This is a genomic window from Duganella aquatilis (genome assembly GCF_009674565.1).
In the GTDB taxonomy this organism is placed as follows: domain Bacteria; phylum Pseudomonadota; class Gammaproteobacteria; order Burkholderiales; family Burkholderiaceae_D; genus Rugamonas; species Rugamonas aquatilis.
In genome coordinates this window covers 13,632-33,924 of record NZ_WKJL01000026.1, presented here as the reverse complement: position 1 = coordinate 33,924, position 20,293 = coordinate 13,632, and the positions used below count along the sequence as shown (strand labels likewise).

At 64.0% G+C, this 20,293-nt stretch carries 16 protein-coding genes; 11 read left to right on the top strand and 5 right to left on the bottom strand.

Annotated features, from left to right (window positions below; genetic code table 11):
• Positions 1 to 210: 210 nt before the first annotated feature.
• Genes GJ698_RS25200 through GJ698_RS25175 form a run of 6 tightly spaced genes read left to right on the top strand, consistent with a single transcriptional unit; the run spans position 211 to position 7,312 of the window.
• Positions 211 to 1,458 carry an efflux RND transporter periplasmic adaptor subunit gene (locus tag GJ698_RS25200; protein ID WP_154360623.1) on the top strand — a complete coding sequence of 416 codons (1,248 nt, stop codon included), beginning with the start codon at positions 211 to 213 and terminating at the stop codon, positions 1,456 to 1,458.
• 12 nt (positions 1,459 to 1,470) lie between these two features.
• Positions 1,471 to 2,133 (top strand): ABC transporter ATP-binding protein, encoded by a 663-nt coding sequence (locus tag GJ698_RS25195; RefSeq protein WP_154360622.1) that lies wholly within the window; start codon positions 1,471 to 1,473, stop codon positions 2,131 to 2,133.
• A gap of 9 nt (positions 2,134 to 2,142) precedes the next feature.
• Complete coding sequence (locus GJ698_RS25190) at positions 2,143 to 3,384, top strand: ABC transporter permease (RefSeq protein WP_154360621.1); 1,242 nt, start codon at positions 2,143 to 2,145, stop codon at positions 3,382 to 3,384.
• Positions 3,384 to 4,580, top strand: coding sequence for an ABC transporter permease (locus GJ698_RS25185; protein ID WP_154360620.1), 1,197 nt, complete (start codon positions 3,384 to 3,386; stop codon positions 4,578 to 4,580). Before GJ698_RS25190 ends, GJ698_RS25185 begins: the two co-directional genes overlap by 1 nt.
• Positions 4,581 to 4,583: 3 nt before the next feature.
• Positions 4,584 to 5,984: a sigma-54-dependent transcriptional regulator gene (locus tag GJ698_RS25180; protein ID WP_154360619.1), complete on the top strand. Its 1,401-nt coding sequence runs from the start codon at positions 4,584 to 4,586 to the stop codon at positions 5,982 to 5,984.
• Positions 5,981 to 7,312 (top strand): sensor histidine kinase, encoded by a 1,332-nt coding sequence (locus GJ698_RS25175; protein ID WP_154360618.1) that lies wholly within the window; start codon positions 5,981 to 5,983, stop codon positions 7,310 to 7,312. Before GJ698_RS25180 ends, GJ698_RS25175 begins: the two co-directional genes overlap by 4 nt.
• Before the next feature lie 6 nt (positions 7,313 to 7,318).
• Here the strand turns inward: GJ698_RS25175 and GJ698_RS25170 are convergent, their stop codons facing one another.
• The gene (locus tag GJ698_RS25170; protein ID WP_229260163.1) at positions 7,319 to 9,052 is read right to left on the bottom strand and encodes a methyl-accepting chemotaxis protein; all 1,734 of its coding nucleotides are present in this window, start codon (positions 9,050 to 9,052) and stop codon (positions 7,319 to 7,321) included.
• 197 nt (positions 9,053 to 9,249) lie between these two features.
• Between GJ698_RS25170 and GJ698_RS25165 the strand changes: the two genes are divergently transcribed.
• Positions 9,250 to 10,650 carry an L-cystine transporter gene (locus tag GJ698_RS25165; protein WP_154360617.1) on the top strand — a complete coding sequence of 467 codons (1,401 nt, stop codon included), beginning with the start codon at positions 9,250 to 9,252 and terminating at the stop codon, positions 10,648 to 10,650.
• A 73-nt stretch (positions 10,651 to 10,723) separates the two neighbouring features.
• Positions 10,724 to 10,942, top strand: a complete 219-nt coding sequence (locus GJ698_RS25160) for a hypothetical protein (RefSeq protein WP_154360616.1) — start codon at positions 10,724 to 10,726, stop codon at positions 10,940 to 10,942.
• A gap of 60 nt (positions 10,943 to 11,002) precedes the next feature.
• Here GJ698_RS25160 and GJ698_RS25155 read toward each other — a convergent pair whose 3' ends face one another.
• From GJ698_RS25155 to GJ698_RS25140, 4 genes are all read right to left on the bottom strand, one after another.
• The gene (locus GJ698_RS25155; protein ID WP_154360615.1) at positions 11,003 to 12,424 is read right to left on the bottom strand and encodes an OmpP1/FadL family transporter; all 1,422 of its coding nucleotides are present in this window, start codon (positions 12,422 to 12,424) and stop codon (positions 11,003 to 11,005) included.
• A gap of 206 nt (positions 12,425 to 12,630) precedes the next feature.
• Positions 12,631 to 15,858, bottom strand: coding sequence for an efflux RND transporter permease subunit (locus tag GJ698_RS25150; RefSeq protein WP_154360614.1), 3,228 nt, complete (start codon positions 15,856 to 15,858; stop codon positions 12,631 to 12,633).
• Positions 15,859 to 15,872: 14 nt separating this feature from the next.
• Positions 15,873 to 17,042 (bottom strand): efflux RND transporter periplasmic adaptor subunit, encoded by a 1,170-nt coding sequence (locus GJ698_RS25145; protein ID WP_154360613.1) that lies wholly within the window; start codon positions 17,040 to 17,042, stop codon positions 15,873 to 15,875.
• A gap of 210 nt (positions 17,043 to 17,252) precedes the next feature.
• Positions 17,253 to 17,675, bottom strand: a complete 423-nt coding sequence (locus GJ698_RS25140) for a divergent PAP2 family protein (RefSeq protein WP_154360612.1) — start codon at positions 17,673 to 17,675, stop codon at positions 17,253 to 17,255.
• 107 nt (positions 17,676 to 17,782) lie between these two features.
• Here GJ698_RS25140 and GJ698_RS25135 point away from each other — a divergent pair, with 107 nt between their 5' ends.
• From GJ698_RS25135 to GJ698_RS25125, 3 genes are all read left to right on the top strand, one after another.
• Entirely contained in the window at positions 17,783 to 18,841 is a 1,059-nt protein-coding gene (locus GJ698_RS25135; protein WP_154360611.1) for a DUF475 domain-containing protein, read from the top strand.
• A gap of 33 nt (positions 18,842 to 18,874) precedes the next feature.
• A complete protein-coding gene (locus tag GJ698_RS25130; protein ID WP_154360610.1) occupies positions 18,875 to 19,246 on the top strand; it encodes a DUF8785 domain-containing protein in 372 nt (123 codons plus the stop codon).
• Between the two features lie 92 nt (positions 19,247 to 19,338).
• Positions 19,339 to 20,292 (top strand): hypothetical protein, encoded by a 954-nt coding sequence (locus tag GJ698_RS25125; RefSeq protein ID WP_154360609.1) that lies wholly within the window; start codon positions 19,339 to 19,341, stop codon positions 20,290 to 20,292.
• Position 20,293 lies beyond the last annotated feature (1 nt).

The window sequence follows — 20,293 nt, the reverse complement described above, 5'->3', positions numbered from 1 at the left end:
GACACCACCCTATCACATTGGTATAGATCAATTTGTTGGTAATTTCCCACATCAAATCGGGGTGAGCAGCTGTCCGCTTACGGACGGTGGTGGGCGGAGGCGGGCAATGGCGCAGCGCGGACTGTGGCCGGCATTGCAGCTTAAAGCCTTGATTTACCTGGCTTTGTCCTTTTATCAAGCATGTGGCACGGGGCTTGCACTAGGACGGGTATGGATACCCTCATCACTCCCGACATCATCGCCCGCCGCAAGCGCAAGACTTTGCTGGCGGTCGCCGCCCTGCTCGCTTCGCTGAGCGTCGCCGCCTGGGCCATCAACCGCGTCGTCAGCCCCAGCGTGGGGGTGGATGACGTCAGCATCGCCACTGTCCGCATCGGCAATATCGCCAACACCATCAACGCCTCCGGCATCGTGATTCCGGTGCACGAGGAACTGGTGTCGAGTCCGATCCAGACCCGCGTCGCCAAGGTGCACGCCAAGCTGGGCCAGCAGGTGCAGGCCGGCGAGCTGCTGCTGGAACTCGACAGCCGCACCATCCTGCTGGCCATCGACTCGCTCAAGGAACAGCTGGCACAACAGGAAAACCGCATCGTCGCGCTGACGCTGGAGATGGAGCAGAAACGCAAGCAGCTCACCAGCGCAATCGAACTGCTGCAACTCGACCTGGAAGCCACCCGCGTCCGCCTCGGCCGCTACCAGACGCTGCGCAAGGCCGGCGGCGCCTCGGCCGAAGACCTGCTGACAGCCGAACTGAACGTCAAGCGCAACGAGATCCAGCTGCGCCAGCACCACGAGCAGCTGGCCGACAACAAGCTGGTCACCAACAGCAATATCGAAGGCGCGCGCCTGCAGAAAAGCATCCTGCAAAAGCAGATGCAGGAACAGCAACAACTGCTGGCGCAAAGCCAGGTACGCGCGCCGTTCGCCGGCATGCTGACCTGGCTGATGGCCGAGGAAGGCGCCAGCGTCGCCGTCGGCCAGCTGGTCGCCAAGGTCTCCGAACTGAACAACTACAAGGTCGAAGCCTCGCTGTCCGACTTCCACGCGCGCGCACTGAACGCCGGCCAGAAGGTGCTGGTCGAACAGGGCAACGTCAGGCTCAACGGCGAAGTGCAGACCGTGCTGCCGGAAATCCAGAACGGCACCGTCAAGCTGCTGGTCACGCTGGCCGAGCCGCACCACGCCATGCTGCGCAACAAGCTGCGGGTGGAAGTCAACATCGTCACTGAGCAGAAACAGAACGCCCTGCTGGCCGACAGCGGCCCCGCCTTCAACGGCCGCGGCCCGCAGGACATCTTCGTGGTGCGCGACGGCGTCGCCCGCAAGACCACGCTCAACATCGGCGCCAGCGATGGCAAGTCCGTCGAAATCCTTTCCGGCGTGCGCGCCGGAGACCGTCTCATCACGTCAGATACCAGCCGCTACAAGGACCGCGACAGCGTCCGCGTGGCCCAATAAAGGGGAAAAACAATGATACGCCTGAACAAAGTCAGCAAAACCTACCAGACCGACAAGGTCGAAACGCTGGCGTTGAAAGACATCGATCTGCACGTCGCCAAAGCCGAATTCGTCAGCATCATGGGCCCCAGCGGCTGCGGCAAGAGCACCTTGCTGAACCTGATCGGCCTGCTCGACAAGCCCGGCAGCGGCGCCATCGAGGTGGCCGGCTCGCCGGTGGCCTCCTACAAGGACAAGCACGTGGCCAAGCTGCGCAACGCCACCTTCGGCTTCATCTTCCAGAGCTTCCACCTGATTAACGACCTGCGCGTGATCGACAACGTCGAGCTGCCGCTGCTGTACCGCGCCATGTCCGCCAAGAAGCGCCAGCGGCTGGCGCGCGAGGCGCTGGAAAAAGTCGGCCTCGGCGCGCGCATGGACCATTATCCGAACCAGCTGTCCGGCGGCCAGCAGCAGCGCGTGGCGATCGCCCGCGCGATTGTCGGCCAGCCGCAGGTGCTGCTGGCCGACGAGCCGACCGGCAACCTGGACAGCAAGATGGGCCAGGAAGTGATGGACATCCTGCTCAAGCTGCACAGCGAAGGCACGACCGTGGTCATGGTCACCCACAACGAGCAGGAGGCCAAGATGGCCTCGCGCATCGTGCGCGTGTTCGACGGCCAGCTGGTCGCGTAAGGGGCGCACATGTTCAGGAATTATCTGCTGACCGCGTGGAAAGTCTTCATGCGCCGCAAGCTGTTCACCGCCATCAACCTGCTGTGCATCGTGCTGACGCTGGTGGTGCTGCTGGTCGCCACGGCCCTGCTGCAAAACGCCTTCTATCCGACCGGCGTGGAAGGCAAGAGCGACCGCTTCGTGCAAATGGTGATGATGGAGTCGTCCCATACGGACAAGGGCGGAACGCGCCGCGGCACGCTGGGTTACAAGCTGATCGACAAATACCTCAAGCCGCTGAAGAATGCCGAGCTGGTATCGATCACCAGCAGCATCGCGCAAGCCGTCTCGGTCTACCAGGAAGGCCAGGTCAGCAGCCTCGACATGCGGCTGTCCGACGCCGAATACTGGAAGATCCTCGATTTCACGGTGCTGCAAGGCCGCGTCATCAATGCCGACGATGTCGCCCAAGGCCGCATGGTGGCGGTGCTGAATGAATCGAGCGCGCGCAAGCTGTTTCCGGGCCAGCCCTACCTGGGCCAGAAGTTCAGCGCCAACGGCCAGATCTTCACCGTGATCGGCGTGGTGCGCGACGAAATGCACATGAACGCCTACGCCGATATCTGGACGCCGATCAGCGCCCAGCCCTCCAGCGACTACAAGAACAGCCTGTTCGGCATGTACGGCGCCCTGATGATGGCGCGCACGCCGGACGACCTGCCCGCGCTCAGGAAGGAAATCATGGCGGTCGCCAAAACCGTGCAGTATGACGATCCGACCGCCTTCAACGTCACCAAATTCTGGGGCGACTCCAAACTGCAGCTGTTCTCGCGCATGCTGCTGAGCAGCCAGGAAGAGGACGGCGGCACCGGCAAGCTGATCGGCGGCGTCATCGTGCTGATGCTGCTGTTCATGGCACTGCCGGCGCTGAACCTGATCAACCTGAACGTCGGCCGCATCATGGAACGCAGCAGCGAGATCGGCGTGCGCAAGGCCTTCGGCGCCACCAGCCGCCAGCTGGTCGCGCAACTGGTGCTGGAGAACGTGCTGCTGTGCCTGATCGGCGGCGCCATCGGCCTGGCCTGCGCGGCCGGCGTGCTGTGGTGGCTGGAAGGCTCCGGCCTGATTCCCTATCTGAAAGTGCAATTGAATCTGGCCGTGTTCGGCTACGGCCTGCTGATCACGCTGGTGTTCGGCGTGCTGTCGGGCGTGATCCCGGCCTGGAAAATGTCGCGCCTGGACCCGGTCCACGCGCTGAAAGGAACCGCATAATGCTGCGCCACCTGTTGAAGCTGATCTGGAAACGCAAGTCCCGCAACATGATGCTGAGTCTGGAAATCCTGCTGGCCTTCCTGGTGGTGTTCGCGATCGCCGCCTTCGGCCTGCGCTATTACCAGCTATACCAGCTGCCCACCGGCCACGCCTGGCGCAATCAATGGTCGATCAACATCCGCACGCCCGGCGATATCGGCAACGATGCGGCGCTCTACGACAGCCTGAAGCGCGCCCTGCTGGCGTTGCCGGAAGTGGAATCGGTGGCGTTCGCCAAGTTCGGCGCCTACGAGATGTCGCGCTGGACCGGCGAGTACACGCTGCCCGACGGCAGCGGCGAACTGAACATCGACGGCCTGACCGTCAGCGACGATTATTTCAAGACGATGGAAATGACGCCGCTGGCCGGCCACTGGTTCTCCAGGGCCGACGACGGCGCCGACGCCACGCCGGTGGTCATCAACCGCCGCCTGGCCGACAAAATGTTCGCCGGCAAGGACGCCGTGGGCCAGCTGTACATCGAGCAAACCCACGGCAAGAGCACGCCGCAGCGCTTCCGCGTGGCAGCGGTGGTGGAGCAGTTCCGCTCGCAGGGTGAATTCATGGACCCGTCCTACTTCATGCTGCAGCGCTATGTGCCCGGCGTCGGCCAGGAGGCGGCCTACAACATCGTGCTCAAGCTGAAGCCGGGCACGCCGCGCCTGTTCGAGGCCAAGCTCAACGCCAGGCTGAAACAGGTGCGCAGCGACTGGAACTATCTGATCACGCCGCAATCCGAAGCGCGCAAGTCCATGCTCAAGACGCAGATGATCCCGCTGATCATCCTGGGCGTGATCGCCGCCTTCCTGCTGGTGATGGTGGCGTTCGGCCTGTTCGGCGTGCTGTGGCAGAACACCACCCAGCGCATACCGGAAATCGGCCTGCGCCGCGCCATGGGGGCGGACGCCGGCAGCATCTACCGGCAAATCATCGTCGAGCAACTGCTGCTGAGTTCCGGCGCCATGCTGATCGCCCTGGTGCTGTTGATCCAGCTGCCGCTGACCGGCGTGCTGGGCGAGAGCCTGAACTGGGTGGTGTTCGGCGCGGCGGCGGTGCTATCGGCCAGTGTGATCTATCTGCTATCCTTGCTATGTTCGCTGTATCCCGGCTGGCGCGCCGCGCGCCTGAGTCCGACGCAAGCGCTGCACTATGAATAAATAATGGACTCTACTCGCAAGCAACGCATTCTCATTGTCGACGACGACAGCGCGGTCCAGGTATCGCTGGCCCTGCTGCTCAAGCAGGCCGGCTACGACGCCGTGTGCGCCGACGGCCCCAGGCAGGCGCTGGACGCGCTGGCGCAGCAGCCTATCGATTTGGTCTTGCAGGACATGAACTTCTCGCTGCACACCAGCGGCGAGGAAGGCTTGCAGCTGCTGGCCGCGCTGCGTCAGGCGCAGCCGGACCTGCCGGTGCTGCTGATGACGGCCTGGGGCTCGATCGCGCTGGCGGTGCGCGGCATGCAGGCCGGCGCCGCCAACTTCTTCACCAAGCCGTGGGACAACACCCAGCTGGCGGAACTGATACGCACCACGCTGGAGGCGGCGACGCCGGCGGAACGTGCTTCGCGCCAGGCGCTCGATGCGCAATTCGATTTCAGCGGCATCGTCGGCGAGCATCCGCGCCTGTTGAAGGTGCTGACCACCATCGGCCAGGTCGCCAACACGCGCGCGCCGGTGCTGATCCTCGGCGAAAGCGGCAGCGGCAAGGAGCTGATCGCCGACGCCCTGCACCGCAACAGCCAGCGCGCCGGCAAGGCCATCGTCAAGATCAACATGGGCGCGATCACGCCCACCCTGTTTGAAAGCGAAATGTTCGGCCACGTGCGCGGCGCCTTCACCGACGCCAGGACCGACCGCAAGGGCCACGTCGCCAGCGCCAACGAAGGCACGCTGTTCCTGGACGAGATCGGCGAACTGAATCGCTCCGACCAGGTCAAGCTGCTGCGCGTGCTGCAGGACCAGACCTACCAGCCGGTCGGCGCCAGCCGCAGCGAGAAGGCCGACGTGCGCGTGGTGTCGGCCACCAACCGCGAGCTGGCCGAGCTGGTCGCCAGCGGCGAGTTCCGCGAAGACCTGTTCTACCGCCTGAACCTGATCACCATCCGCCTGCCGCCGTTGCGCGAGCGGCGCAGCGACATTCCGCTGCTGGCGCGCCACATCATCAGCGACGTGGCGGCCGGCTACGGCCTGCCGACGACCACGATTGCGCCGCAGGCGCTGGAATGGCTCAGCGCGCAGCCATGGCCGGGCAATATCCGCCAGCTGAAGCAGACGCTGGAACGCACGCTGCTGCTGGTCGGCCGCAGCGAATTGCGGCAGGCCGACTTTGTCGCCGCCGAGCAGCATGAACACGGCGGTGCGCTGGGCACGCAGCGCCTCGGCGTCGACGGCATGACGCTGGAGCAGGTGGAACGCCACATGATCGCCCACGCGCTGGAGCAGCATCAAGGCAATATCTCGCGCGTGGCCAAGGCGCTGGGACTGAGCCGCACCGCGCTGTACCGCCGCCTTGAACGCCACGGTCTCGGCGCGGCGCCGGACAGCGAAACCCTGCCATGAGCCTGCGCTGGCGCCTGCACGCCTACCTGATCGTCGCGCACCTGCTGTTCCTCGGCGTCACCGTGGTGCTGTTCCGCACCGAACCAGCGCTGATGCTGGGGCTGGAAGCGCTGGTGCTGCTGAGTCTGGCGCTGGGCGTGCACCTGATCCGCCGCGCGCTGGAGCCGCTGGGCTACACCCGCCACTTCCACGACCTGCTGCAGGACCAGCATTATGCCGCCCGCCTGCAACACAGCAAGGACAAGGAACTGAACGAGCTGGTCAAGCTGTTCAACACCATGCTGAATGCGCTGTACCAGGAACGCCTGCAGATCGGCGAACAGCAAGGCTTTCTCGACCGCCTGCTGGAAGCGACGCCGAGCGCCGTCATCGTGTTCGATTTCGACAGCCGCATCAGCCTGCTGAATGCCAGCGCGCAGGCGCTGCGCGGCCTGGCCGACGCCAAAGGCAAGGCGCTGCGCGACTGCCTGCCGGACGACAGCGGTCTGAGCCTGCTGGCGCAGCTGGACGCACTGCCGCTGGGCGATTCGCAACTGCTGACCGACGCCGACGGCCGCCGCTACCGTGGCCAGCGCGGCCACTTCTACGACCGCGGCTTCGCCCGCCACTTCCTGCTGGTGGAAGAACTGACCGAGGAACTGGAGAGCTCGGAAAAAGCCACCTACGAAAAGCTGATACGCGTCCTGGCGCACGAGGTCAACAACACCGTCGCCGCCACCGGCTCGGTGCTCGACTCGCTGCTGTACTACCGCAGCCAGCTGGCTGAGCGCGACAGCGACGATTTCAGCACCGCCATCCTGGCCGTGCAACGCCGCAACGCCAGCCTGGGCGAGTTCATCGAGCGCTTCACGCGCGTGGTCAAGATGCCGGCGCCGGAGCTGCGTCCCAACGCCGTGCGCGACATCATGGACGACATCCTCTACCTGTACCGCGAACAGTGCCGCAGCCGCGGCATCAGCATCGCCTGGCAGCGCTGCGACGAGGTGCCGGCCATCGCCATGGACCGCCACCTGATGGAGCAGGCGCTGCTCAACGTGGTCAAGAATGCGATGGAGGCGGCGGAAGCCGGTCACGGCGAGGAGCGCAGCATCGGCTTCGTGCTGGCCAAAGAGGAAAGCGGCGTGCGGCTGTCGGTGATCGACAGCGGCAACCTGCTGGGCGAGGTGCCGGCGCGGCAGCTGTTCACGCCCTTCTTCACCACCAAGAAAGGCGGCCAGGGCATCGGCCTGCTATTCGTGCGCGAAGTGCTGAACCGGCATGGCTTCGCCTACCGGCTGGCCGCCACCGGCGATGGCGCGACCAGCTTCGACATCTGGCTGGCCGCCTAGGCTTGCTTAGAACTCTTCCCAGTCATCGCTGCCGGCGGAGGTCGTCAGCCGTTTCTGCGGCTGGGCGCTGACGACCGGACGCGGCGCGGCAGGCTGGGCCGGCTTCGGCGCAGGCTTCAGCGCCGGCTTGGCGGCTGCCGCCTTGCCGGCTGGCTTGGCGGCCACAGGCGCCGTCGCCCGCTGCATGCCATCCAGCCGGAACACGCTGACCACGCGTTCCAGGTTGGCGGCCTGCTGCTGCATGGCCTCGGCGGCAGCAGCGGCCTCCTCCACCAGCGCCGCGTTCTGCTGCGTCACCGTATCCATCTCGCTGACGGCCTGGTTGATCTGCTCGATGCCGGCGCTTTGCTCGTCGCCGGCGGTGGAAATCTCGGACATGATGTCGGTCACGCGGCGCACGCTGGTCACCACCTGCTCCATGGTCTGGCCGGCCTGCTCGACCAGCTTGCTGCCGATCTCCACCTTCTCCACCGAATCGCCGATCAGCTCCTTGATCTCCTTAGCGGCCGAGGCCGAACGTTGGGCCAGCGTGCGCACCTCGGACGCCACCACGGCAAAGCCGCGGCCCTGCTCGCCGGCACGCGCCGCTTCCACCGCTGCATTCAGCGCCAGGATATTGGTCTGGAACGCAATGCCGTCGATGACCGCAATGATGTCGACAATCTTGCGCGACGAATCGTTGATCGCGCCCATGGTATCGACCACCTGCGACACCACCTCGCCGCCCTGCAGCGCCACCGCCGACGCCGACTGCGCCAGCTGATTGGCCTGGCGCGCGTTGTCGTTGTTGGCGCGCACCGCGCTGGTCAGCTCCTCCATCGACGATGCCGTCTCTTCCAGCGAACTGGCCTGCTGTTCGGTGCGGGCCGACAGATCCTGGTTGCCGCTGGCAATCTCGGTCGATGCCGAAGCGATGGTCTCGGTGCCGACGCGTACTTCAGCAACAATCTTGGCCAGCGCATCGCGCATCATCTTCATTGCGTGCAGCATACTGTGGCTGTCGTTGCTGTTGGTATCGACCACCACCGTCAGATCGCCGGCGGCGATGCGGCCGGCAATGGCCGCCGCGTAATCCGGTTCGCCGCCCAGCTGGCGCAGCAGGCTGCGGGCGATGCGCGCCGCCGCCACCGCGCCGACCACAATCGCCAGGCCGCTCAAAATCAGCATCAGCGTGCGGGCGCGCTGGTAGGCGGCGCCGGCCTCGGCCGCGTCGCTGTGGTTGGTGGCTTTTTGCAGGGCCGCGTATTCGTCCATCGCCTCCTGCCAGCGCTGGGTGGCCGGCCCGGCCTGCTTCATCAGGATCTCGGTGGCCTGGTCGTCCTTGTTGGCCAGCGCCAGCTCAAACACCTGGTCGTTGAACGGACGGGCGATCTTTTGCAGGCCTACGATGCGCTCGCGGATTTCCAGCCCTTTCGGCGTGGCCGGCATCTTGCCCAGCTGTTCCAGCGCGGCGTTGTAGTTGGCGCGCTCCTTGGTGACCTTTTCCAGTTCCGTGCGGATGGCGGCGTCATCGTTCAACAGCACCACCGAACGCGACAAGCGCGCCACGACGTGCACCGCGCTCGACATCTGGCTCACCAGCTCGGTCTTGACCGCGTTTTCGTTGACGATGCGGTCAAGCTTGGCATGAATCGTGCTCATGTTGAACACGCCCAATACCGCGACCAGCGACAGCAATACCAGCACCAGGCCAAAGCCCAAGCCGAGCCGGGTACCGACTTTCATATTTGCGATTGCCATGCTTAACCTCCTTCAGAATAATTAAATAAATTGTACGTTACACGCTTCATGTAGTTTTATTTAATTTCCGACGGAAAACAATTTACAACAGCCTATATACAGAATTTGAATAGTTATATAGCCAAATATTCGCTAACCGAGTTTTAAGCGCATATAAAATGCACGATCGGTGACAATAAGGTAGCAAAGGACAAGCAATGGCGATAAACGTGATCCTCAATCTGCTGGCGGCGCTGGCCCTGATCGGCCTGCTGTACGCGCAGCAGCGCAAACATGGTTCTTTTTCGGTGCGCGTATTCACCGGCATGGGGCTGGGCGTGCTGCTGGGCGCGGCGTTGCAAGCGATCTATGGCGCCGGCTCGGCCGAGCTGAAGACCACCAGCGATTATCTGGACATCGTCGGCTCCGGCTACGTCAAGCTGCTGCAGATGATTATCATGCCGCTGATTATGGTGTCGATCATTTCCGCCATTCTCAAGCTGAAGGGCATTAATTCGCTGGGCAAGATCAGCGCGCTGACCATCGGCACGCTGATGATCACCACGCTGGTGGCGGCCTCCCTCGGCATCCTGATGGCCAAGGTGTTCCACCTGAGCGCGGTCGGCCTGACCGCCTCCGCCGCCGACATCGCGCGCGGCGTCTACCTGCAAGGCAAGGTTGAAACGGCGCAGGCCATTTCGCTGCCGAGCATGCTGCTGAGCTTTATTCCGGCCAATCCCTTCCTCGACCTGACGGGCGGCCGCAAGACCTCCACCATCGCGGTGGTGATCTTCTCGGTGTTCATCGGCATCGCCGCCACCGGCATCCATGACAAGAAGCCGGACATCTTCGCCTCGTTCGAACGCTTCATCCAGGTGGCGCACGCCATCGTGATGCGCATCGTCACCCTGGTGCTGCGCCTGACGCCCTACGGGGTGTTCGCGCTGATGGCGCAGGTGGTCTCGACCTCCAGCTACACCGACATCCTGCACCTGATCGACTTCGTGCTGGCCTCGTACAGCGCGCTGTTCCTGATGTTCCTGGTGCACCTGCTGATCGTTTCCGGCCTCGGCCTCAATCCGCTACGCTGGACCCGGAAGATTCTGCCGGTGCTGACCTTCGCCTTCACCTCGCGCAGCAGCGCCGGCGCGATTCCGATGAGCGTGCAGACGCAAAGCCAGCGCCTGGGCACACCGGAAGGCATCGCCAACTTCGCCGCCTCGTTCGGCGCCACCATCGGCCAGAACGGCTGCGCCGGCATTTATCCGGCCATGCTGGCGGTGATGATCGCGCCGACCGTCGGCATCGATCCGTTCACCCTCAGCTTCATCGCGCCGCTGCTGGCCATCATCACCATCGGTTCGGTGGGCGTGGCCGGCGTCGGCGGCGGCGCCACCTTCGCCGCGCTGATCGTGCTGTCGTCGATGAATCTGCCGGTGGCGCTGGCCGGCCTGCTGATCTCGATCGAACCGCTGATCGACATGGGCCGCACCGCGCTCAACGTCAGCGGCTCGATCACCGCCGGCGCGGTAGCCAGCCGCGTGCTGGGCGAAACCGACATGGCGGTGTTCAACAGCGACGCCGAACCCGCCATCGACAGCGAGCGCAAAGCCGCCTGACCTGAACGGAACCGCCGGCGCGCCGGCGCGGTCTAATCAATTCCATTGAATTCATTGAATTGAAAGGACCATCATGACCACACTCCCCCTCCGCATCGCACTGGGCGCGGCCGTACTGGCCGCGCTGCTCGGCGGCTGCAACAAGCGCCCCACCGACCAGCCGGTCACGCCGGAAACCACCACGCCGGCGCCCGCCGCCACACCCGCCACGCCAGCGCCGGCAGACGGTACGCCGCCACCGGCCACGCCGCCCAGCCAGGCCGACAATCCGCCGCCGGCCAAACAGCAATAGAGCACAGGCATGAAAAAAGGGCCCGAAGGCCCTTTCTGTGTTGTGCTGCGTGCTGCTGAATCAGAACTTGTAGTTATACGACAAGCCGATCAGCGACATATGGGTCTGGTACACGCCGCGGGTGGTTTCGCCGTTGCCGGTGCAGCTGGTGGCCAGTGGGTTGCACTGGTTGGTGTAGTTGATGTTGGCATCCTTGAAGTCCAGGAAGCTGTACGCGAAGTCGATCGACGAGCGTGGGCTCAGCTTCCAGTTGGCGCCGACCGAATACTGCATGCGGTCGCTGTCCGGCAGCGCCGGGTGGGTCAGCTCGGCGCTTTTCACCGGCGACTGGTCATGCGCGATACCGGCGCGCAGGGTCAGGTTTTCGCTGTAGGCATAGTTGCCGCCCACCGACACGCGCACGGTGTTTTTCCACTGCTGGCGGATCACTTCGTTGCCTTCGGTGGTGCCTGGGAACTGGATGTCCAGGTCGCCCATGCGGTTGTTGCGGGTGAAGGTCACGTCCGCCATGCCGGCCCATTTCGAATCGAACTGGTGGAACACGTTGGCCGACAGGGTTTCAGGCGTGCGCAGGGCAACCAGTGCCGCCGAGTTGGTCTTGTGCGAAGCGGCAGCCAGCACCTGGTTGACGATCGGGTCGGAGGTGACTTTCGAGAAGTCCCACACGGTGCTGCCGCGCAGCTGGTGCGAGATCGACGAGCGGTACGCCAGGCCGAAGCGGGTGTTCTCGTCCAGCGTGAACATATAGCCCAGGTTGAAGCCCCAGCCCCAGTCCTTGCCGTCGTTCGAACCGTGGGCGTCGCCAGCGGTGCGCAGCAGCGCTGGATTGCCGCCCAGTGCGGCGATCTGCTTGATCAGGGCCGCGCCTTGCGCAGCACCGGCGCCGGACGACAGCGCGGCGATCGAGCCTGGCACGTCGACGGCCTGGCCCAGTTCGGCCTTCATGTACTCGGCGTCGATGCCGAAACCGAAGGAATGGTGTTCGTTCATCTTCCACGCCACCGACGGATTCAGGTTGACCGCTTCCAGCTTGATGTTGGACAGTGCGTAACGGCCGGTCCAGGTGTTACCGTAGTCCAGTTTCGCGCCGTATGGCACGAACAGGCCGAAACCGACCGCCCACTGGTCGTTCAGCTTCTTGCTGACGTACAGCGATGGCGCGGTGACCGAATTCGGCGCGTAGTCGTTGGCGGCGGTGCCGCCGGTCGGCGCGCCGGTGAAGTGGGTCGAGCCGGTGTCGTTGAAGGTCGAGTGCGGCACGACCACGGTGGCGCCGGCGCTGATCTGGGTGCCGTCCAGGCGGGTCAGGCCGGCCGGATTGTAGAAGATGGTCGATGCATCGACGGCTTCGGCGCTGTTGGCGTCGGCCGTGCCCTGACCGGAAATGCTTTGCGAACCGAAACGGTAGCCGGACGCCTGGGCGCTCACGGACAGGGCGCTCAGGGCGGCAGCAATGATCAGGGGGAGGTATTTTTGTTGCATGGCAGTCTCGCTTTATGAATGGTTTTTTTGTCCCATAGCCAAATGGTACGGGAAGGCCAGCAGCTTACTACACAAATAAAACAACTCAAAAGGCAAGACGTTAGAGGGAGAGCACTAATTAAAGCCTTGAAACCGAGCGCCTGCTCTGCATTCAGGCAAAAAGAAAGGGCCCGCAGACCCTTTCCTTTAACTAAATAATATTTAATTTAAGCAATTTTCCGTTCTTCTTCCACCGGTGGCGCCGGCGGCGTTTTGTTGCGCTTACGGAACACCACCCACATGATCGAACGGAACACGAAACGCACCAGCAGCAGGAACAATATCGCTTCGACCACGATCGACAGCACCGCCGGCACCATGCCGAAGCGCGCTGCGCGCAGGTGCAGCTTGGCGATCGCGCTGTCCTTCTTGATCTCGATACTGTCGTAGAAGGTCGGCACCATCAGCAGGGTCAGCAGCGTCGAGGTGATGGTGCCGCCGATGATGGCGATCGCCATCGGCCGGTAGAACTCACCGCCCTCGCCCAGCCCCAGCGCCACCGGGAACATGCCGGCGATCAGCGCGAAGGTGGTCATCAGGATAGGACGCAGACGCATGCGGCCGGCGTACATCAGCGAATCCTCGCGGCTGAAGCCCTCTTCCTGGCGCTTGCGCGCCGCGTCCAGCAGCAGAATCGCGTTCTTCGCCACCAGGCCCATCAGCATGATCACGCCGATCAGGCTCATCAGATTGATGGTGCTGCCGGTGGCCAGCAGGCCCAGCACCACGCCGATCAGCGACAGCGGCAGCGACAGCATCACCGCGATCGGCGCCGTGAACGAACCGAACTGCATCACCAGGATCAGGTACATCAGGCCGACGCCGGCCACCAGCGCGATGCCCATCGCGCCAAACACTTCCTGCATGTCCTTGCCGGCGCCGCCCAGCGCCAGACCGTAGCCCGGCGGGAAGTCGATGTCCTTCACCAGCTTCATGGCGTCGGTGGTCACTTCGCCCGGCGAGCGGCCTTCGACGTTGGCGGTGACGGTGATCACGCGCTTGCCGTCCTTGTGCTTGATGGTCGACGGACCTTTGCCCATCGTCACTTCAGCGATCTGGTCCAGCGGCACCATCTGGTTGGTGCCGGTAACGGCGATCGGCAGGCGCTCGATGTTCTCGGCGCTGGTGCGGTCTTCCGGCGCCAGGCGCACGGCAACGTCGCGCGACTCGCCGGTCGGGTCGACCCAGTCGCCCACTTCCAGGCCGGCAAAGGCCACGCGCAGCGCTTGCGCCGCGTCGCCGGCGGCAATGCCCATCGAGTTGGCCAGGCCGCGGTTCAGCACGATTTGCAGCTCATCCTTCGGATCCATCTCCGACAGGCCGACGTCCACCGCGCCCGGCACGCGGCGCAGGCGGTCCATGAAGCCGTTGGTGATTTCCATCAGCTTGCGCGAATCGGTGCCGGTGAATTCGATCTGCACCGGCTTGCGGGCGCCGTTGCTCAGGTCGTCCAGCACGGTGTACTCGGCGCCGACCAGGCCGGCCAGCTTCTCGCGCAGTTCCTTGGCGACTTCGATGGCGCCGCGCTTGCGCTCGGTTTTCTTGCCGATGTCGACATAGATGCGGCCGCCGCTGAGGTTGACGTAGCTATTGGTTTCCTTGGTTTCCTTGATGCCGCGGGCGATCACGGCAGCCTTTTCCAGTTTCAGGCGCGAGTATTCCAGCGACGACGACGACGGCGTGCGCACATCGATGGCGATGGTGCCCCAGTCGGACGCCGGCACGAAGCTGGCGCCGCCGAACTGCACCTGCAGGTAGATCGCGCCGACAAAGGTGGCCAGGGCGATCACGCCCATCGAGCGGCGGTGATGCAGCGCCCACTCGATGACGTAGCCGTAGCGGTCGGCCTGGTGGTCGAACCAGTGGTTGAACTTGGCGAAATACTTCTCGATGCCGCGGCGTGGCGCGTCATGGTGATCCGGCGGGTCGCCCCAGAAGGCCGACAGCATCGGGTCGAGCGTGAACGAAATCACCAGCGACACCGCCACCGAGCAGGTCACGGTCAGCGCGAACGGACGGAACCATTCGCCGGTGATGCCCGGCATGAAGGCCACTGGAATGAACACCGCCATGATCGAGAAGGTGGTGGCGGCCACCGCCATGCCGATCTCGGCCGTGCCTTTCAGCGCGGCGGTGCGGCGGTCGGCGCCCAGCTGCATGTGGCGCACGATGTTTTCCCGCACCACGATGGCGTCATCGATCAGCACGCCGATCGCCAGCGACAGGCCCAGCAAGGTCATGAAGTTCAGCGTGAAGCCGCACAGCCAGACGCCGATGAAGGCCGCCAGCACCGAGGTCGGCAGCGACAGCGCGGTGATCAGGGTCGAGCGCCACGAATTCAGGAAGGCGTACACCACGAAAATGGTCAGGCCGGCGCCGAACACCAGCGATTCGATCACGTTGTTCAGGCTGCTTTCGGCGTTTTCGCCGTCATCCTCGGTCACTTCCAGCTTGGTGCCGGCCGGCATTTCCTTCTGCATTTCCTCCGACATCTTGCGGATTTTCTTGGCCACCGTCACGGTCGACGCATCGCGCGAGCGGGTGATGGAAATCCCCACGTTCGGTTTGCCGGAACGCACGCTCAGGCTGTTGACCTCGGCAAAGCCGTCTTCAATCGTCGCCACCTGCGACAGGCGCACCAGCTCGTCGCCGTTGCGCTTGACCACCACCTGCTGGAACTCTTCCGGACGCTCGATGCGGCCGACCAGGCGGATGCTCTTCTCGTCCAGGTCGCCGCGCACCTTGCCCACCGGCGCGTTGGTGTTCTGGTTGCGCAGCGCGTTGACCACGTCGCCGACCGAGACGTTGTACTCGCGCAGCTTCTCGGCCTTCAGCAGCACGCTCAGCTCGCGCTTCAGCGAACCGTCGATGTTGACCGAGGCAACGCCGTCGATGCTGCGGAAGCGGTCGGCCAGCTTGTCCTCGGCCAGGCGCGAAATCACCGCGTGGCTCTGGCTGCTGGACGACAGCGCCAGCTGCATCACCGGCTGCGCCGACGGGTCGATCCGTTGCAGGATGGGCTCGCGCATCTCGGTCGGCAGCTTGTAGCGCACCGCCGCGATGGCGTTGCGGATCTCGTCCGACGCTTCGATCAGGTTCTTGGTAAAGGTGAACTTGATGAAGATGCTGGCCGAGCTTTCCTGCGCCGTGCTGTTAATCTCGGTCACGCCGGTGATCGAGTTCAGCGACTTTTCCAGGCGGTTGATGATCTCGCGTTCGACCGTCTCCGGCGAGGCGCCCGGATACGGGATGTTGACCACGATGAACGGGACTTCCACGTCCGGGTTCTGGTTGACGCGCAGCTTGTTCAGCGCCATCAAGCCCAAGCACATCATCGCGACGATCATGACGATCGTCGCGATGGGCTTCTTCACACTAAAATCCGATAAGAACATGGCTGTTTATCCTTTTATTTTTCCGACACTTTCGAGGTCGAGGCCGAGGCCACCGCTTTCGGCGTGCTCAGTTCCACCTTCTGGCCGTCCTTGAAGCCGGAGGTCGGCACGCGCACCACCATGTCGCCCGATTGCAGGCCACTCAGCACTTCCCAACGGCCGGTGCGCTCGTCGCGGGTGCCGATGGTCAGCGGCACCTTGGCCAGCGTGCCGCCCTTGATACGCCAGGCGAAGTTGCTGTCGCCGGCCTGCACCACCGCCGTCGGCGGGATCATCAGCGAGGACGAGGTCTGCGACTCGACGCGGCCTTCGGCATACAGGCCGGACACGCCCGGACGCACGGCGTCGGCGAAGTCGACCAGCACCTCGACCTGGCGCGTGACGGCGTTGGCGGCCGGATCGACGCGCTTGACCTTGCCGTTGAACTGCTTCTCGCCGTAGCCGTTAACGCGGAACAGCACCGGCTGGCCGACCTTGACCACGCCGATCTTGTCGGCCGAAACCATGCCTTCGAAGCGCATGCTGGACGGGTCGATCACCTTGATCAGTTCCTTGCCCACCTGCGCGGTGTCGCCGTTGGACACCTTGCGCTCGCTGACGATGCCGTCGAACGGCGCGCGCACCTGGGTGCGGGTCAGCTGCTGGCGCGCCGCGACCGAACGCGACTTGGCCGCCGCCAGGTCGCTCTGGGCGTTGTTGCGGCGCACTTCGGCGTCTTCCATCGCGGTGGTGGACACCATGCCGGACGACAGCAGGGTTTTCTGGCGCTCGTACATGCGCTGGGTCTGGGCCAGCGTCTGTTCGGCGGCGCGGGTGGCTTCCTCGGCCGAGGTCAGGCTGTCGCGGATCGAGGTTTCGTCCAGGCGCAGCAGCACGTCGCCCTTCTTGACCGCCTCGCCGTTTTCCTTCAGCACCTGGAGGACGATGGCGCCGACTTCCGCGCGCAGGTCGGCGCGGCGCTCGGGCTGGATCGACCCGGTGATGATCGGGCCGGAGGCCAGCGCGTCGGACTGGATCGTCAGCGTGTCTTCCGGCGACATCAGCAGGGTCACTTTCTTGTCGTCTTTTGCTGCGGTAGCTGAGGCCGAAGCGCTGGCTCCGGCTTTCTCAGGCTCCTTGGCTGATTTGCCGCATGCCACCAGGGACGAGGCAATAGCGATAGCTAGAAGGGTTTTGCGCAACATAAAGTTCTCCGAGAAAGTGGCACATTGGTGCTTATTGGTGCTATTAGAATATTCGCCAGACTACAGGGCGCAGAGTATCCTCGACGGACCTTGTCAGGTCAATCACAGTGCGACGGACGGTAGAATTTGTGGCTGAAACGCCAAATACGGGGATGAACGGTAAGCGCTCGGCGGACGCGGACGGTCCGCCGGACAGTAAAACGGACGGTCTTAACCGCGGCCGAAAATGGCGTTGACGATATGACCAATGGCGATGCCGGTGCACAAGCCGCCGGCGATTTCCACGATGGTATGGCCCATGCGCTCGCGCAGCCACTTGTGGCCGCCGTCCTCCTTGGCCAGCCGGTTGATGGCCGCCGCCTGCTTGCCGACGTGCTGGCGCAGGCTGTTGGCGTCGATGATGACAATAAAGCACAGCGTCACCGCCACGCCGAACGCCGGATGGCCGATGCCCTCGCGCAGCGCGATCAGCGTCGCCATGCTGGACACCACGGCGCTGTGGTTGCTCGGAAAACCGCCGTTGCCGACCAGGTTGAACGCCCATTTGCGCGCCTTGGCGCTATTAATCAGAAACTTGATCGGTCCGACCGTGACCCAGGTAATCAGCGGCGTGACGAGATAAGCGATGTCCATCGTTATGTCCTTAACATTTTTGTGCCGACATTATGGCAGATGGCAACACAGCGGAGGAAGCAAGTAATATAAAATCCAGCATTGCTCCCATTTCAATAAAGACAACCATGCAACACTTCCGGATTTCCATCGCCGTCACCGTCGCCCTCCTGATCCTGGCCGGCTGCTGGGGCTACAACCATGGCGGCGCCAGCGGCCTGGTGCAAGCCCTGTGGGTCGCCGCCGTGCTGGGCGTGATGGAAGTCTCGCTGTCGTTCGACAACGCGGTGGTCAACGCCTCGGTGCTGCGCCACTGGAACGAATTCTGGCGCAAGCTGTTCCTGACGGTCGGCATCCTGGTCGCCGTGTTCGGCATGCGGCTGATCTTCCCGCTGCTGATCGTCTCCATGGCAACCGGCCTCGGCCTGCTGGAAGTGTGGCACATGGCCACCACCACGCCCGAGCTGTACTCCCAGTACCTGACCGGCGCCCACGCCGAGGTGGCGGCCTTCGGCGGCGCCTTCCTGCTGCTGGTGTTCCTCAACTTCCTGTTCGACGACAAGAAGGAGCTGCACTGGCTGGGCTGGATCGAGGAAAAGCTGGGCCAGCACGGCACCGAAAGCCTGGCCGTGCTGCTGGCGCTGGCGGCGGTGTTCGCCTGCGTGTCGCTGGTGGGCGACGCCGAACAATACAAGGTGCTGACGGCCGGCGTGGTCGGCGTCATCGTCTACCTGGCGGTCGGCTGGATCAGCTCGCTGCTGGAGGAAGATCCGCCCGAGGACGACGACGACATCACCGAGGCCGGCGTGGCGCCGGTGGTGGCGGCCGTGGCCAAGGGCAGCATCGGCGGCTTCCTGTACCTGGAAGTGCTGGACGCCTCGTTCAGCTTCGACGGCGTGATCGGCGCCTTCGCCATCACCACCGACGTCGTCATCATCATGCTGGGGCTGGCGATCGGCGCCATGTTCGTGCGCTCGCTGACGGTCTACCTGGTGCACAAGGGCACGCTGGACGAATACGTCTACCTGGAGCACGGCGCCCACTACGCCATCGGCATCCTGGCACTGATCATGCTGGCCAGTGTCAAATATCACATCCCGGAATGGTTCACCGGCCTGTCCGGCGTGGCCTTCATTGCGGTCTCGCTGTGGTCGTCCGTGCGCCACAAGCGCCAGAACGCTGCGTGATACCATCCCCCCATCGCATAACCCAGGCTGACCATGATCACATCCAAACGCGTAATCCTGACCCTCATCGGCCTGCTGGCCGCCGCCGTGCTGCTGCTGGCTGCCTACACCTGGGCCATGCTGCACATTTCCTACTCCGATGGCGAGCGCGCCGGCTACCTGCAAAAGTTCTCCACCCGCGGCTGGGTATGCAAGACCTGGGAAGGCGAAATCCTGCTGACCTCGATGCCGGGCGCGATCCCCGAGAAGTTCGAATTCAGCGTGCGCGACCCGCAAGTGGCCAAGGATCTGAGCGCCGCCACCGGCAAGCGCGTCATCCTCAGCTACGCCCAGCACAAGGGCGTGCCGACCCAGTGTTTCGGCGAAACCGAGTATTACATCACCAAGGTGGCGGTGCAGCCATAACAGAATGGCAACGCCGCATTTTGCGGTATTGTAAAACGACATTTTTTGATTTCCGGTAAACTCAACCCTTTGCCGGACATCAATTAAACTCTATGCAACGAATTTTGCTGGGCGCCGTGGCGCTCGCCGCCGCAGCCGCCGCCCCGGCCCAGGAACTGACCGCCTACGCCGGAGCGTTGCGCGTCAACGAAACGCATGAGAACACTTTCAGCGCGGGCGTGTCGTACGCCCATCCCGTCAGTGAACACTTCGGCCTGAGCCTGAGCTACCTGAATGAAGGCCATCCGATCGCCCACCACCGCGATGGCGTGGCCGGCCAGGTCTGGGTGCGCACCGGCCCCAACCAGCCAGGCTGGAGCTTCGCGGCCGGCGCCGGCCAGTACTACTACTTCGACACCACCGACCTGCACAACGACAGCGGCCCCAAATACACCAACGACCACGGCTGGGCCGCGATTTACAGCGTCCAGGCGACCTACCACTACCAGGACAGCCGCTGGTACAACCAGGTCCAGATCAACCGCATCTCGCCGAGCGGCAAGGACGCGACCACCTCGCTGATGCTGGGCGTGGGCTACCAGTTCAACGGCGTCAAGGGCGACAAGCTGCACCTGGACGGGCCGACCACGGACGAAGCCATCACCTTCATGGCCGGCCAGGGCATCAACAACAGCCTGAGTTCGGAAACCGCGACCATCGCGGCGCTGGAATACCGGCGCGCGGTCGGCCGCTATGTGGACTGGACGGTTACCGCCATCAACGAAGGCAACACGCCGCAGAGCAAGCGCAACGGCGTCGCCACGCAGCTGTGGCTGATTCGTTCGCTGAATCCGAAAGTGGAGATCGGCATGGGCGCCGGGCCGTACTTCAACGTCAAGGTGCCGGATGCGGACGGCCAGCGCTCGCACAAGGCCGGCCTGGTCAGCATGGGGGCGCGCTACCACCTGGCCAAGCGCATCGTCGCCGAAGCCTCGTGGAACCGCGTGGTCACCGACTACCACCGCGACGCCGACCTCCTCCTGGTCGGCCTCGGCTACAGCTTCTAAA

Excerpts from the sequence above, each read along its gene's own strand:
- GJ698_RS25160 (WP_154360616.1), top strand. The coding sequence starts at position 10,724 with ATGACCACACTCCCCCTCCGCATCGCACTGGGCGCGGCCGTACTGGCC.
- GJ698_RS25125 (WP_154360609.1), top strand. The coding sequence starts at position 19,339 with ATGCAACGAATTTTGCTGGGCGCCGTGGCGCTCGCCGCCGCAGCCGCC.
- GJ698_RS25180 (WP_154360619.1), top strand. The coding sequence starts at position 4,584 with ATGGACTCTACTCGCAAGCAACGCATTCTCATTGTCGACGACGACAGC.
- GJ698_RS25165 (WP_154360617.1), top strand. The coding sequence starts at position 9,250 with ATGGCGATAAACGTGATCCTCAATCTGCTGGCGGCGCTGGCCCTGATC.
- GJ698_RS25140 (WP_154360612.1), bottom strand. The coding sequence starts at position 17,675 with ATGGACATCGCTTATCTCGTCACGCCGCTGATTACCTGGGTCACGGTC.
- GJ698_RS25145 (WP_154360613.1), bottom strand. The coding sequence starts at position 17,042 with ATGTTGCGCAAAACCCTTCTAGCTATCGCTATTGCCTCGTCCCTGGTG.
- GJ698_RS25170 (WP_229260163.1), bottom strand. The coding sequence starts at position 9,052 with ATGGCAATCGCAAATATGAAAGTCGGTACCCGGCTCGGCTTGGGCTTT.
- GJ698_RS25155 (WP_154360615.1), bottom strand. The coding sequence starts at position 12,424 with ATGCAACAAAAATACCTCCCCCTGATCATTGCTGCCGCCCTGAGCGCC.
- GJ698_RS25130 (WP_154360610.1), top strand. The coding sequence starts at position 18,875 with ATGATCACATCCAAACGCGTAATCCTGACCCTCATCGGCCTGCTGGCC.
- GJ698_RS25175 (WP_154360618.1), top strand. The coding sequence starts at position 5,981 with ATGAGCCTGCGCTGGCGCCTGCACGCCTACCTGATCGTCGCGCACCTG.
- GJ698_RS25185 (WP_154360620.1), top strand. The coding sequence starts at position 3,384 with ATGCTGCGCCACCTGTTGAAGCTGATCTGGAAACGCAAGTCCCGCAAC.
- GJ698_RS25135 (WP_154360611.1), top strand. The coding sequence starts at position 17,783 with ATGCAACACTTCCGGATTTCCATCGCCGTCACCGTCGCCCTCCTGATC.
- GJ698_RS25150 (WP_154360614.1), bottom strand. The coding sequence starts at position 15,858 with ATGTTCTTATCGGATTTTAGTGTGAAGAAGCCCATCGCGACGATCGTC.
- GJ698_RS25190 (WP_154360621.1), top strand. The coding sequence starts at position 2,143 with ATGTTCAGGAATTATCTGCTGACCGCGTGGAAAGTCTTCATGCGCCGC.
- GJ698_RS25200 (WP_154360623.1), top strand. The coding sequence starts at position 211 with ATGGATACCCTCATCACTCCCGACATCATCGCCCGCCGCAAGCGCAAG.
- GJ698_RS25195 (WP_154360622.1), top strand. The coding sequence starts at position 1,471 with ATGATACGCCTGAACAAAGTCAGCAAAACCTACCAGACCGACAAGGTC.